The organism is Paenibacillus ginsengarvi (assembly GCF_003626695.1).
Lineage (GTDB): Bacteria > Bacillota > Bacilli > Paenibacillales > NBRC-103111 > Paenibacillus_AB > Paenibacillus_AB ginsengarvi.
In genome coordinates this window covers 225,609-239,041 of sequence record NZ_RBAH01000012.1, presented here as the reverse complement: position 1 = coordinate 239,041, position 13,433 = coordinate 225,609, and the positions used below count along the sequence as shown (strand labels likewise).

General features: G+C 53.7%; 11 protein-coding genes. 9 read left to right on the top strand and 2 right to left on the bottom strand.

Annotation, left to right across the window (positions count from 1 at the left end; translation table 11 throughout):
• Positions 1–342: hypothetical protein (locus D7M11_RS37130; protein ID WP_205127067.1), on the top strand; the 342-nt coding region annotated here is incomplete at its 5' end.
• A gap of 158 nt (positions 343–500) precedes the next feature.
• A complete protein-coding gene (locus D7M11_RS18130) occupies positions 501–1,817 on the top strand; it encodes an ABC transporter substrate-binding protein (protein WP_158606694.1) in 1,317 nt (438 codons plus the stop codon).
• Positions 1,818–1,890: 73 nt separating this feature from the next.
• Here the strand turns inward: D7M11_RS18130 and D7M11_RS18125 are convergent, their stop codons facing one another.
• The gene (locus D7M11_RS18125; protein ID WP_205127066.1) at positions 1,891–2,406 is read right to left on the bottom strand and encodes a GyrI-like domain-containing protein; all 516 of its coding nucleotides are present in this window, start codon (positions 2,404–2,406) and stop codon (positions 1,891–1,893) included.
• A gap of 79 nt (positions 2,407–2,485) precedes the next feature.
• Positions 2,486–3,862: a helix-turn-helix domain-containing protein gene (locus D7M11_RS18120; RefSeq protein WP_120748641.1), complete on the bottom strand. Its 1,377-nt coding sequence runs from the start codon at positions 3,860–3,862 to the stop codon at positions 2,486–2,488.
• A gap of 177 nt (positions 3,863–4,039) precedes the next feature.
• On the opposite strand from D7M11_RS18120, the gene D7M11_RS18115 reads away from it, so the two are divergent.
• The 7 genes from D7M11_RS18115 (at position 4,040) to D7M11_RS18085 (ending at position 13,431) form a co-directional block, all read left to right on the top strand.
• Positions 4,040–5,557, top strand: coding sequence for a CAP-associated domain-containing protein (locus tag D7M11_RS18115; protein WP_120748640.1), 1,518 nt, complete (start codon positions 4,040–4,042; stop codon positions 5,555–5,557).
• A 375-nt stretch (positions 5,558–5,932) separates the two neighbouring features.
• Positions 5,933–7,315, top strand: coding sequence for a glycine--tRNA ligase (locus tag D7M11_RS18110; RefSeq protein ID WP_120748639.1), 1,383 nt, complete (start codon positions 5,933–5,935; stop codon positions 7,313–7,315).
• Positions 7,316–7,387: 72 nt separating this feature from the next.
• Entirely contained in the window at positions 7,388–8,485 is a 1,098-nt protein-coding gene (locus D7M11_RS18105) for a LacI family DNA-binding transcriptional regulator (protein ID WP_120748638.1), read from the top strand.
• A 304-nt stretch (positions 8,486–8,789) separates the two neighbouring features.
• Positions 8,790–10,112 carry an ABC transporter substrate-binding protein gene (locus D7M11_RS18100; protein ID WP_120748637.1) on the top strand — a complete coding sequence of 441 codons (1,323 nt, stop codon included), beginning with the start codon at positions 8,790–8,792 and terminating at the stop codon, positions 10,110–10,112.
• Between the two features lie 25 nt (positions 10,113–10,137).
• On the top strand, positions 10,138–11,037 hold the full coding sequence (locus D7M11_RS18095) for an acetylxylan esterase (protein WP_120748636.1): 900 nt from the start codon (positions 10,138–10,140) through the stop codon (positions 11,035–11,037).
• Between the two features lie 185 nt (positions 11,038–11,222).
• Positions 11,223–12,554, top strand: coding sequence for an ABC transporter substrate-binding protein (locus D7M11_RS18090; RefSeq protein ID WP_120748635.1), 1,332 nt, complete (start codon positions 11,223–11,225; stop codon positions 12,552–12,554).
• A gap of 94 nt (positions 12,555–12,648) precedes the next feature.
• On the top strand, positions 12,649–13,431 hold the full coding sequence (locus tag D7M11_RS18085) for a M55 family metallopeptidase (RefSeq protein ID WP_240041174.1): 783 nt from the start codon (positions 12,649–12,651) through the stop codon (positions 13,429–13,431).
• Positions 13,432–13,433 lie beyond the last annotated feature (2 nt).

Below are 13,433 nucleotides of genomic sequence, written 5' to 3'. Positions count from 1 at the left end.
ATTAACTACCAAAGCGAATTCAGGGGGGTTGGTTTCCTATTGCCAAAAACGTGCGTATCCGGAGGATTGCGCAAAGACAATACCCTCCAAGCGGCGTTCTCCCACCCGATTAATTTTCAGGATAGAAAGTTCAATTTCGCTAAAGTATTAAAGCGAAGAGCGACTTTCTGTACCAAGAAAAGCTACCGCTTACGCCGGGTCATTCATCGTGGAATAGGCTTCTGTTTAAAAGCTTTTCTTCTTACATTGTTAAGACCGGTATTGAAGTTGTATGAGCCTAGGGCGGCATATCCTTCTTTCAAGGATTTGAAAGCGGTTTATTTTATGTCCGAGCCGCTCTAACGGGGGAGGGAAACCGGAACTTCAGAGAAACAGCGTCTGGTCCGAACGGCCGCAGCAGGCCGAGGGCAGATGCGGCAGCAACAAGTGCAGCCAGATTCGTCATCCTTATGTTCGGCCACGCATTAGCCGTAGGACAAACAAACGATGAAGAGGGTGTCATGTTTATGCTGAAAAAGTCGGTTTTGATTGGAATGATCGGGCTGCTGCCCGTTATAGCCGCCTGCTCCGGCGGCACAGGCAAATCCCCGCAAAACGAGGGTGCCGCTCCGGCGGACGTTCCGCCGCAGAAAAAGGACCCCGTCACGCTTTACTTTTACAACGTCGGTTCGAACTTTAACGCCGAAGGTTACTTCGAAGAAAAGTTCGGCAAATACATCAAAGAGAAATTTCCTCACGTCACTCCGGTTCTTATTCCTACGACAAGCGGCTCACTCGACAAGCTGATTGCGACCAATCAGCAGATCGACGTCATTTTCGGCTCGGTCGGGCTCGCTTACAACAGCGTGTACCTCAACAACATGCAGTACGATATTGAACCGCTCGTCAAAAAGTACAAAACCGACTTAAACCGGTTCGAGCCGCAAACGCTGGAGATGATCCGGCAGATGAGCGACGGCAAGCTGTACGCTCTCCCGTTCGACAACCAGGCGGCGGTCATCTATTACAACAAAAACCTGTTCGACAAATTCGGGGTCCCGTACCCGAAAGACGGCGCGACATGGGACCAATTGTACGATATGTCGGTCAAGCTGACGCGCAACGAGGGCGGGGTCCAATATTACGGTTTGACGCTTTCGCCGACCCATTACTTCCTGCGCAACCAGCTATCGCTTAATCTCGTCGATCCGAAGACGCAGCAGTTGTCGCTGCAAACCGATAGCGTCAAAAGCCTAATGAACAACATCGCGCGGTTTTACCAGATCCCCGGCTTCAATCCGGACAAAACGAAGATGGACAGTCTGGTCAAAATGTTCTTCCAGGATCAGGTGTCGGCGATGTGGACGCCGATCAGCGGGTTGCACGTCGAGAAGGATTTGGCGCCGCTGAACTGGGACATTATCACGTATCCGACCTTGAACGGGGTAGGGGCGCAGCCTTATCCGACCTTTATGTTCCTGAACGTCGGCAGCAAGTTCAAGGACGAGGCGTATCAGGTGATGGACTATTTGTCGACGGAGGAGTTCCTGACGGAAAAAGCGAAGGCGGCGACGTTCATCCCGGCGCTTAGCAGCTCGAACATCCCGAAGGTGTTCGGCCAGGACGCCCCGCTGTACAAAGGACGCAATATTAGCGCCATCCCGCTCAAAAATATGGCGAAACCGTCTCCGCAAAGCAAATATTACTCGACCGCGACGACGCAGCTCGGCATTAACGCCCTGCGCGGCATCCTGTATGAAGGCAAAGATATGAACACCGCCTTGCGCGACGCGGAGGAAGCGGTGAAGAAAACGATCGAGGCGGATAAGAACAAGTAACCGCCGCGTCAAACGAAGAACACCGGTATTGGCTCGCAAAGGAGCGGTACCGGTGTTTTCGGTGTTTTGTCTGTTATTCGCTTACGTTCCGCCCATCCTTCATCGGAAAATACAGCTTGAATTCGTATTCCCCGGTTTCGGATGGCAGCAGCCGTCTATCATATTGCTCGAACCGGATAGCATCAAGATCCATCTCGAAATCGGCCTTGCAAATATCCATAAAGATTTGTTCTTGATCGCTGAATGAGCCTTGACACGAAACGACGGCGAACTCACGGCCTGGAACCGGAATTTGGACTAGACCATCCGGAATGCCCTTAAGATCATTCATCCGGACGCACAAACAAAGGCCGGCCTCACACCCGTGGTACACGAAATAAGCCGACGGATTTTCGGCGCATAGTTTGCCTTCCAAAAGCGCCGCAAGCCGCTCCCAACCATCGGTCAAATATTCCGCTTTATAATCGAAACCGGGGAAAGGCTCCTTCAACCGGATGCCGACTAATTTCGTATCGGCCATACGGACGATCGTATAAGCGGGCTCTTCGGATAGCAATTCTTCTGCTCCATTGCTTTCGTTTCTTAACAAACGCAATGCCCGGGGAATGGCTGCCGGCTTATAGTTATCGCCAATCCCTTGCTTCTTTTTTGATGCGCCCTCTGCCACTTTACATTCCTCCCTTGTTTCGACAAGCCGTCTGAATAACGGGGACATAGCACTTAACGGAGGTTGACCGTTCCAGATCGGTGCCTTCGCCCGGGACGTATTCCGCGAACCATTGTCTGCTTGCATCCGCTGCATATATTTCGTTTTCGTAAAGCCAGCGGTGTATTTTGTCCAGCACCCCGGTCATCAGGCCGTACGCTCCGCTTGTTGCACAGGCGTAGAGTCCGCCTCCCCATTCGCCGAGAGACGTTCCAGAATCGGTTGTTGAGCAGGCGGCGGCCCGGTTGTCGGGAAGCGATACGGACAGCTCGTACCAAAATTCATCTCCGGGTTTGACGCTGTAGCTATAAGACATGAACAGCTTTAACTCCGGATTGCCGGTCAGTCCCTCTTGAATTAGCCATGTCGTCAACCGATCGTCGGCATCGTTTTGTGCAGAAGGGCCGTAAGCTCTGCAGACCACGACGGTTACAGGCTTTACGAAAATCGTATCCAGCGTTTCCGGTTCCATTTGTCGCTGCACCGGAAGATGCAGGTTCATACGCGTAACCGCCCCGCGGTACGTAAAATACTGCTCGATATAAGGGTGGGCGCCAAGCTCGAAGGCGCTTCGCGGCAGCCATTGGCACAGAAGCCGATCCCAGGCGGCAACGATGTCCGCGCCGGTCGTTTCCGGGCATTTGCCTACAGCATAAAGCCCGCCCGGAAAAGTCGTTATCCGGAATGCCTCCGATTGAAACGCCGAATCGGATTCGGGACCGGCGAGCGGAATCAGGATGTCGTATCCGTACGGCCGATCTGCCGAAGGCAGCTGGGTGTTGGTGCCATAGAACCGGAGCCTTTCCGCAGCCGCTCCGAGCCTGTCGAGCAGCTCGAATACAGTTCGAACGGCTTCTTCCTCGAGCCCTTCCCGCTCCCCGGAGCGGTGCCGGTATACGGCAACCTGCATCGGCAGGAGGCGAATTACTTTTACGTCGGGATATCGGGCGGACAGCTCCCCTTCTTCCAAGTAACAAACGCGCTCCGGGAGGCTCATGGCTTCAAACGAGTAATGCACGACGGATTTGCGGTAAGCGCCGGGCGTCATGCCTACCACTTTTTTGAACATTTTCGCGAACGTCTGGTAGCTGTCGAAGCCGCACTCGAATGCGATATCGACAACCGCCTTGTCCGAATGCCGCAAGAGCCAGGCGGACTGGCTGAGCCGTCTTTTCCGTATGTATTCCTTGATCGGGTGACCGGTAAGCGCGTAGAAAGCTCTGTACAAATTCGGTACCGACATATAGGCTTTGTCGGCGATTTGCGCCAATTCGAGCGGTTCGCTCAAGTGCATCTCGATATAATCGATTGCGCTTTGGATGGGGGCGTTGGTGTTCATGGAGCACCTTCTTCCAGTGCTTTCTTCTTTTGTTTCAGTCTAACAGATCTGCCGGAGCGGGATAGGTATGATTTTATCAGGTTTGCGGGTTTTCAAACCAGTTATCTCCATTTACGCCTGCAAACAGGAATTTCCGGCCCCTATGTCGAATGTATGGAGTAGCAGGAGGAAATCGCCATGAAAAAAAGATACGGTTGGAATCATATAGGCAAATGGAGCATAACGGCGCTGCTAACACCGGCGCTGCTAATCTCGTCCTCGTTCGTGTCGTCCGCAGCGGAGTTTTCTAATGCGGCTCAGCCTGCGGTCTCAGTGGCGGCAGCGGCACAGCCAGCAGCGGGCGCTTTCAAGGACACGGCCGGCCATTGGGGCAGCGAGGCGATCGGCTGGGCGCTTGCGCAAGGGATCGTCGACGGGTTCGCGGACGGAACGTTTCAGCCGGACCGGACGGTCAGCGAAGCGGAGTTCGTCACGATGCTGCTTCGGGCTTTTACGGGGAAGGCGATTGCGCCGACCGGAGCGAGCGCGCCGTGGTACACCGGCTATTACGCCTATGCGAACGAGCTGCGGCTGCCGGTCGATTCGGGACAGGCGAATGTCCCGTATGCGCGCGGTCAAGTTGCACGTCTGATCGCCGCCGCCGGCGGTCAAAGCCTGAACGTGCCGAATGCAATCCGCTATTTGCTGGACAACGGCCTGGCGCAGGGCAAAACGGCGGCTACGGTCGAAGGCTTCGGAGCAAGCGACACCGTAACCCGGGCGGAAGCGGTGCAACTGGTCCGCAATGTGCTCGGCAAGAAGCTGCAGCTTACCGGACTTCCCGCTTCGGCGAGAGCTTTTACGGTGCGCGGCATATCGCTGGGCGACTCGCTGAAGGACGTTCGGGCGAAGCTCGGCGAGCCGGCGCGTCAAGATCCGAGCGAATACGGCTTCGACTGGTACATCTATAACCAAGACTATGCCAACTATGCGCAGATCGGCATCAAGGACGGCAAGGTAGTCGGCTTGTACACCAGCTCCGCAGCGTGGACGTCGGACAAGCCGGGCATCGGCGAAGGCCAAACTTCGCAGGATATCGTGAAGGCGCTCGGCAAGCCGCTCGATTCGATTACGAAAGGGTTTACCCTTTATATACTAAACAATCCCGGCGAAAAGGACGGCGTATACGAAATCGACGACAGCTACGTGACGTTTTACTACGATACACACGAGAACAATACCGTCGAGGCGATTCAGCTAATCGCCAAAGAGGTTGAGGAAGCGAAGCCGGATTATTACGGCTCGCCGAGCGACGCCCTGCGAACCGCTTTCGAGAGAGAAGTGTTCGATCTCGCCAATGCGGCCCGCGCCAAACGGGGGTTGAAGCCGTTCCAGTGGGACGATGCAATGGCGGTCATCGCTTACGGCCATAGCGAGGATATGGCGAAGAACGGGTATTTTGACCACAAAAGCCCGAAGGGGGACACGCTCAAGCAGCGGTTCGAGCAAAACGGCGTAGCGTACAGAACCGGCGCGGAAAATATTGCCGCCGGGCAGCCGAATGCGATCGTCGCTCATTCGGGCTGGCTCAACTCGCACACAGGTCACCGCGAAAGCTTGCTCGGGGCGACGACCCGGCTCGGCGTCGGGGTGTACTTCGGCGGCTCGATGCATGTGTACTTTACGCAAAATTTTTATACGCCGCTGAAGGAGTAGTCTCTTAGACGGATTGCCCTCCGATAGTGCGATGCCCGATTGATTTTTTTCATAAAGTTGGGTACAATGATTGGCAAAGCATAATTGCGGCCGTGAAGGACCAATAGTACTCGCATAGCCACTTTCGCATAAGCGACCCGGGGACGGTGAAAGCCCGGGGAAAGGGAGCGGGGAAACGGCAGTCCGGAGCCGCATACGAACAAAGGGGACGCATGTTCGGCGCAGCCGAACAGCCGGGGAACGCCGGTGCGTCAACTAGGGTGGAACCGCGGGTGCGAATCGAAGCTCTCGTCCCTAGGCATATTCATATGCCATGGGAGAGGGCTTTTTCTTATGCCTGACACCTGCTCATGGCCACAAAGGAGAGAAGCGTAAATGAGTGTCAACATGGATCAAGTAGTAGCGCTGGCCAAGCATAGAGGCTTCGTATTTCCGGGCTCGGAAATTTACGGCGGCTTGGCAAACACATGGGATTACGGTCCCCTCGGCATCGAGCTGAAAAACAATATCAAGCGCGCCTGGTGGAAAAAGTTTATCCAGGAATCGCCGTACAACGTCGGCCTCGACGCCGCTATTCTGATGAATCCGCAGGCGTGGGTCGCTTCCGGCCACGTCGGCAACTTCAACGATCCGATGATCGACTGCAAGCAATGTAAAGCTCGCCACCGCGCCGACAAGCTGATCGAGAACGCGCTGGACAGCAAGGGCATCGAGATGATCGTCGACGGCTTGTCGTTCGACCAGATGAAAGGGCTGATCGAGGAGCACGCGATCGCTTGCCCGGATTGCGGCAGCCGCGACTTTACCGACATCCGCCAGTTCAACCTGATGTTCAAGACGTTCCAGGGCGTTACCGAATCGAGCGCGAACGAAATTTATTTGCGCCCGGAAACGGCGCAGGGCATCTTCGTCAATTTCAAAAACGTCCAGCGGACGATGCGCAAAAAAATGCCGTTCGGCATCGGCCAAATCGGCAAAAGCTTCCGCAACGAAATTACGCCGGGCAACTTTACGTTCCGCACGCGCGAATTCGAGCAGATGGAGCTTGAATTTTTCTGCAAGCCGGGCGAGGATATGAAATGGTTCGAATATTGGCGTTCGTTCTGCTTCGAATGGCTGAAGTCGCTGAATTTGAACGAAGAGCACATCCGCCTGCGCGACCATTCCGAGGATGAGCTGTCCCACTACAGCAATGCGACGACGGATATCGAGTTCAAGTTCCCGTTCGGCTGGGGCGAGCTGTGGGGCATCGCGGACCGCACCGACTACGACCTGAAGCAGCATATGACCCATTCCGGCGAAGATTTTAACTATATCGACCAGGAAACGAACGAGCGGTACGTGCCGTACTGCATCGAGCCGTCGCTCGGCGCCGACCGCGTCACGCTGGCGTTCCTGATCGACGCTTACGAGGAGCAGAAGCTCGAAGGCGACGACAGCCGTACGGTGCTTCATTTCCATCCGGCGCTTGCACCGTTTAAGGCGGCCATATTCCCGCTGTCGAAGAAGCTGTCGGAAGGCGCGAACCAAGTATTCGCCGACCTTGCCAAGCATTTTATGGTCGATTACGACGAAGCCGGCTCGATCGGCAAACGGTACCGCCGTCACGACGAAATCGGCACACCGTTCTGCATCACGTACGACTTCGAATCCGAGCAGGACGGTCAAGTGACGGTTCGCGACCGCGACACGATGGAGCAAACGCGGATGCCGATCGCCGAGCTGAAGTCGTTTATCGAGGGCAAGCTCGCTTTTTAAAGATTTACAGTTGTAGGGGCTCCTCCATCGCCTTCGCTTGTGGGGGAGCTCCGGGGAAAGGGAGAAGGCTGCATGGAGGAAGGGCGGTACGTACGCGAGAAGAAAATTACGATGAAGGACATTGCCGTCCATCTGAATATCGACCGGACGACGGTGTCCAAAGCGTTGTCGGCCAATCCGGGACTGTCTCAGGCGATGGTCGAGAAAGTGAAGCAAGCGGCGAAGGAGCTCGGCTACCATAAAGACCCGTTTGCCAGCGGGCTGATGACCGGAAAAAACGCCGTGCTCGGTATCGTCGTCGCGAGCGAGATCAACCGCAATATTTACGCCTCTTTCGTTAGAAGCTTCGAGCAGGTCGCGGGGGCCCACCAGCATGCGGTCATCATCTGCCATGTGGAGCGGAAAAAAGAAGATCTGTTGAAGGCGATCCGCCTGCTGAGGCAGCAGCGCGTATCCGGGGCAACCTTCGTGGCGGGCACGCATGAAGAGCTGGACGAGCAATACATCATCGAGCTTACCGAATCGGGCATGGCGATCAATGTAACGGGCTCGCGGTTTTCCCATGATAGCGTCGACAGCATTCAGTATGATCATAAGCGGGCCGGATACGATTTGACCCGTTATTTGATCGAACAAGGACACCGGCATATTATGATGATTTCCCTGCCCGGGGCCGTGCTGAAGCTGCTGGACGATACCGAGCGAATATCGCCTAGAGATTCCAACAACTTGCGGACGCAAGGGTATTTGCAAGCGATGCATGAAGCCGGGCTGCCGGCATCGGTCGTCGTGGCCATGCAAACGACAAAGCCGTCCATTATCGTTCAGGACTGCTATATGACGTTAAAAGCCACCGGCGGCAATCTGGGTCAGACAAGCGCGATTGTCGGTGCAAGCGACGATCACGCCCTTGGGGTGCTGTTCGCTTTGAAAGAGTTTGGCATAACCGTGCCTCAGCAAATTTCTGTTGTCGGTTTCGACGATGCGTACGCCAACCTCGGGGTTCCGCAACTGACTACGATGCGTGTGCCATTGCGGGAATCGGGTGAAACGGCTGGGCGGCTCTTAATTGAGCGGATGAAGGCGCCTAACAAGGATAAGGCCAGAATCGTGCTGCCGTATGAGATGATCGTTCGGGGAAGTACGAGCCCTACGAATCAGCCAGTGTAAACAGCCGGGAAAGGGGACGGTTCCCCAAAATCGGCTGTTTGATTTGTTCCGCGCATCCAGCGCTTTTGTACGCTGTACGGGCGACATAATCGATGAATTGTAGCCTTTTTGAAGTTGAATATTCTTGTTGACAAGGGCGAACTCAGTGAATTATGATGATTTTATCACTCGAGTGATAATTTATAGAAAAGTTTGCTGATTCTAGAATTTTTCTGAAACAGCCTTTTTTTTAAAAAGATTATCACTCGAGTGATAGTAAATGAAATGAAATTATAGAGGTACTTCATTTACAGGAGGGGTTTACTTGGTTAGAAAAAAGGCAGCATTACTCCTTTTAACGTCGGCGATTGCAGCGGGATTGATTGGCTGCAGCACCGGCAGCGGCTCCGAAAGCGATACGAAATCGGGCGAGCCGGCCAAAACTCCGGCGGAGAGCAGCGGGCCGGTGGAGTTGACGATCGTAACGAACGGCGGACACTCGCAGGAAGCGTTCGATACCCGCATCGGCAATTCGCTCCGCAAAAAATTTCCGAACTATACGATCAAGTTCATCCCCAGCTCGGTTATCAAGTTCGCGGATCTGATCGCCACGAATACGATGGTCGATATCGTGTACGCAGCCGGCACGGACTTTACGAACGGGCCTTTGAAGAGCGGCATGGTGTACGACATGACCGAACTGATGAAAAAGCACGGTGTCGATCCGAACAAGGTTGGCATGAACTGGATGCAGGGGCAGAGCCCGGTATGGGGCGGCAAGCTGTACGGATTGCCGATCGGGGTCGAGACGCTGGCGACGTTTTACAACAAAGATATTTTCGATAAATTCGGGGTCGCCTACCCGAAGGACACTCCGACTTGGGACGAAATCTACGATATGAACAACAAGCTAACCCGGGTCGATCAAGGCACGTCGTATGTCGGTCTGGTCATGGCGCCGCAGCACGTCTCGCTTAACACGCTGTCGCTGCCGTACTACGATATGCAGACGGGCAAATCGTCGGTTATGACTGACGAAGCGAAGTGGAAGACGATTTACGAAATGATGGCGGTTCGGCCGCTATCGGCGGCAGGTTATAAAGAAAAAGTAGCGACTTTGAAAGCGCTGCCGGGTGAAGCGAATTTCTATAAAACGAGAGATGCGGCGATGGAGGTCGGCCTCGTTCATATCCCGCTTTCTTATGACATGAAGACTTTGAACTGGGACATTGCCGCGTATCCGAGCTTGAAAGAAGCGCCGGGAGTAGGCGCGCAAGCGAACCTGCTGTTTTTTGGAATTACGAACATGAGCAAAAATAAAGACGCGGCGATGGAAGTTATTAAATATTTGTATTCCGACGAATACCAGACCATTACGGCGCGCGACGGCAACTACCCGGTTATCGTCAATGACGATCGGATCAAGCAGTTTGCGCAAAATACGTACTACAAGGACCGCAACGTTCAATCGATATTTAAAACGAAGCTCGCGCCCGTCGCCCCAAAAACGATCTATGATCCGGATTTGCTGGCCATTTACCGCAAATATTCAGCCGATCTGGCGCTCGGCAATATGGATATGAACACGATGATGCGCAAGATCGACGAAGAAGTGCAGATGAAGGTTGCAGAGATCAAGAGCAGATAAACGGAACAAAAATAGGAGAACAAGCATGAACGATTTCAATGATTCCGCACAAAAATGGCTGGACTTGATCGGAAAGCCGCAAAACTATGAGTATCCGCCTCATCTACAGCTTATTCGCACGTTCGAGACGAGCGAATTTGTTGGCGAGTTGTATGAGCAAGCAAACGGCCCGGGTACGGTACAACGGACATTACTGATGCTGCCAAAAACGATTAACGGCAAATTGCCGGGGGTAGTCGTTCCGTTTTACTACCCCGAACGGGTTGCCGGATATAATCAAGACACACTGGAGCCAAACAACGAGCCTGGCATTGCGCTGGCCCTGCATCTTGTGCGCCGAGGGTATGTTGCAGTCACAGCGGAAGCGTTTCACTTGACCTACCGAAAGCTGGAATTGGAACGCAACGATTTCTCGCGTTGGCGGTTGTCTGCCGAGTATTTGCTTCGCGACCACCCCGAATGGACCGGCATAGGGAAACTAATTGCCGATACTCAGCTTCTGGTGGACCTCCTGTGCTCCGATCATCGCGTCGATCACAAACGTATCGGCATTGTCGGGCATTCGCTGGGAGGCAAAATGGCTCTGTACACAGGCTGTTTAGACCCTCGCATCAAAGCAATATTAGGAACGGACTTCGGGATTGAATGGGACCGAACGAACTGGTCGGAACCTTGGTATTGGGGAGCAAAATTAGATAAGCTGAAAGCCGCTAACATGGATCATGCCGAGCTGCTTCGCATCAGCGGACTCAAGTCCTTTGTGCTGATCGCAGGACTGTACGACAATGAAGATGCCTTGGATGTCCTCAAACGGGCCGGCTATTCAGATGCGTCGCAGTATCTATTCATCAATCACGCAACCGGACATCATCCGCCGATGGATGCCCTGGAACGAGGATATGATTTTTTACAAAAATCGTTGTAAAGAGTAACTGGGTTTGCAAATGACACGGATCAGCAGTGCAAGGAGCTGCTGATCCGTGTCATACGACAATCCGCTTGCAAGTTGAATTACAATTTTTGTTGACAATGTTTGCCAAAGCCATTTATGATTAATCCATCACCCGGGTGAAACGGCAGTTATAGTTTACGATATGGGAGGGGTTCATTTTGGCAAAAAGAAAAGTGGCGCTGCTTATGATTTCGTCGGCGCTTGTTGCAGGATTGGTCGGCTGCAGCGGAGGCGGCGGCACAAGTTCGGATGGCAATGAGAAGTCCGGCGAGCCGGTGAAAGCTCCGGCGGTTACTAACGAACCGGTAGAGCTGTCGATCGTGACGAACGCCGGGCATTCGCAGGAAGCGTTCGATAGCCGATTCGGCAATGCGATTCGCAAAAAGTTCCCGAATTACACCATCAAGTTCATTCCGAACTCGGCCGTCAAATTCACCGATCTGGTCGCTACAAATACGATGGTCGATATCGTCTACGCAGCCGTCAATGACTTTACGAGCGGGCCTTTGAAGAGCGGCATGGTGTACGACATGACTGAATTGATGAAAAAGCACAATGTCGATCCGAACAAGGTCGGCATGAACTGGGTGCAAGGGCTGAGCCCTGTATGGGGAGGCAAGTTGTACGGATTGCCGATTGGGGTCGAGACGCTGGCGACGTTTTACAACAAAGATATTTTCGATAAATTCGGGGTTGCTTATCCGAAGGACGGCCTGACGTGGGACGATGTGTACGATCTGAACAACAAGCTGACCCGGGTCGATCAAGGCACGTCGTATGCCGGTCTGGTCGTTGCGCCGGCTCAGCATTTTTCGCTTAATGCGCTTTCTCTGCCGTATTACGATATGCAGACGGGCAAGTCGTCGGTTGTAACCGACGAGGCGAAGTGGAGGACGATTTACGAAGCGATTGCGGTTCGGCCGATGACGGCGACTGGTTATAAGGAAAAGACAGCAACATTGAAAGCGCTACCAGGGGAAGCGAACTTCTATAAAACGAGAGATGCGGCGATGGAGGTCGGCCTCGTTCATATTCCGCTTTCGTACGATATGAAAGATCTGAACTGGGACCTTACGACGTACCCAAGCTTCAAGGAAACGCCGGGCGGCGGCGCGCAAGCGAACCTGCTCCTGTTCGGAGTTACGAATATGAGCAAAAACAAAGACGCGGCGATGGAAGTTATTAAATATTTGTACTCCGACGAATACCAGACGCTTACGGCGCGCGACGGCAACTATCCGGTTATCGTCAACGACGATCGGATCAAGCAGTTTGCGCAAAATACGTACTATAAAGATCGCAATGTTCAGTCCGTCTTTAAAGTAAAGCTGGCTCCGCTGTCCAAACGGACGATTTATGACCCGGACCTGGCGGCTATTTATCGCAAATATTTAACCGATTTGTCGCTTGGCAATATGGATATGAACACCATGATGCGCAAGGTTGACGAGGAAGTGCAGCAGAAGGTTGCAGAGATTAAGAGCAGATAACCCCCCCCATAAAGCGAAGGAATGCTTCGCAGCATAGTCCGATTGCTTTACGGGAGCTCCTTACAAAATAAATAGAGATGGAGAGAAACCAGACATGATCAAATTTTACATTTTGACCGACTTGGAAGGCGTATCGGGAACGGATTCGTTCACGCAGACACGAACGAACGATTCGGGACCGGAGGGCAAGGGCCCGTCGATGAAGCAGCTTGCCCGCGAGGTGAATGCTTGCGCCGAAGGCATCCGCGCCGTTTACCCGGATGCGGTCATCGACGTATGGGACGGGCACGGAAGCGGCGGTATCTTTCCGGAGGATCTCGTCGGATGTGACTATCAGCGGGACTACAGGCCGCATTGCGGCCAGTTGGCGGGCTACGCGGCCATGCTGTTTGTCGGCCAGCATGCGATGGCTGGGACGATCGACGCTCCTTTATGCCATACGTATTCCTCGCGCGACATCCTGTATTATCGGTTAAACGGCGTATTTATCGGCGAGTTCGGCGCGCGGGCGCTGCTTGCCGGCGTGCAGGGGGTGCCGACGATCTTTTTGTCCGGAGATGATAAGGCGGCGCTGGAAGCCCAAATGTTCGTGCCGGAAATCGAGACTGCGGTTACGAAGTTTGGCAAAGGCTTCGAGTCTGCCGTTCATATCGATGCGGACGAGTCGTGCCGGATCATTCGCGAAGGGGCAGAAAGGGCCGTCCGCCGTATGGACGAAATTGCTCCGTTTACGAGAATTACAGCCCCGTACACGTTCGAGGCCAGATATTACCGGCCCTTCTGGAAAGAAGGCGTAAAGGAGCAGGGAGCCCGCGTTTATGTCGACGATTATACGTATCGCGTAGAAACCGACGATATTTTCAAACTGCCGTTTTAACG

Excerpts from the sequence above, each read along its gene's own strand:
- D7M11_RS18130 (WP_158606694.1), top strand. The coding sequence starts at position 501 with ATGTTTATGCTGAAAAAGTCGGTTTTGATTGGAATGATCGGGCTGCTG.
- D7M11_RS18105 (WP_120748638.1), top strand. The coding sequence starts at position 7,388 with ATGGAGGAAGGGCGGTACGTACGCGAGAAGAAAATTACGATGAAGGAC.
- D7M11_RS18085 (WP_240041174.1), top strand. The coding sequence starts at position 12,649 with ATGATCAAATTTTACATTTTGACCGACTTGGAAGGCGTATCGGGAACG.
- D7M11_RS18110 (WP_120748639.1), top strand. The coding sequence starts at position 5,933 with ATGAGTGTCAACATGGATCAAGTAGTAGCGCTGGCCAAGCATAGAGGC.
- D7M11_RS18115 (WP_120748640.1), top strand. The coding sequence starts at position 4,040 with ATGAAAAAAAGATACGGTTGGAATCATATAGGCAAATGGAGCATAACG.
- D7M11_RS18120 (WP_120748641.1), bottom strand. The coding sequence starts at position 3,862 with ATGAACACCAACGCCCCCATCCAAAGCGCAATCGATTATATCGAGATG.
- D7M11_RS18095 (WP_120748636.1), top strand. The coding sequence starts at position 10,138 with ATGAACGATTTCAATGATTCCGCACAAAAATGGCTGGACTTGATCGGA.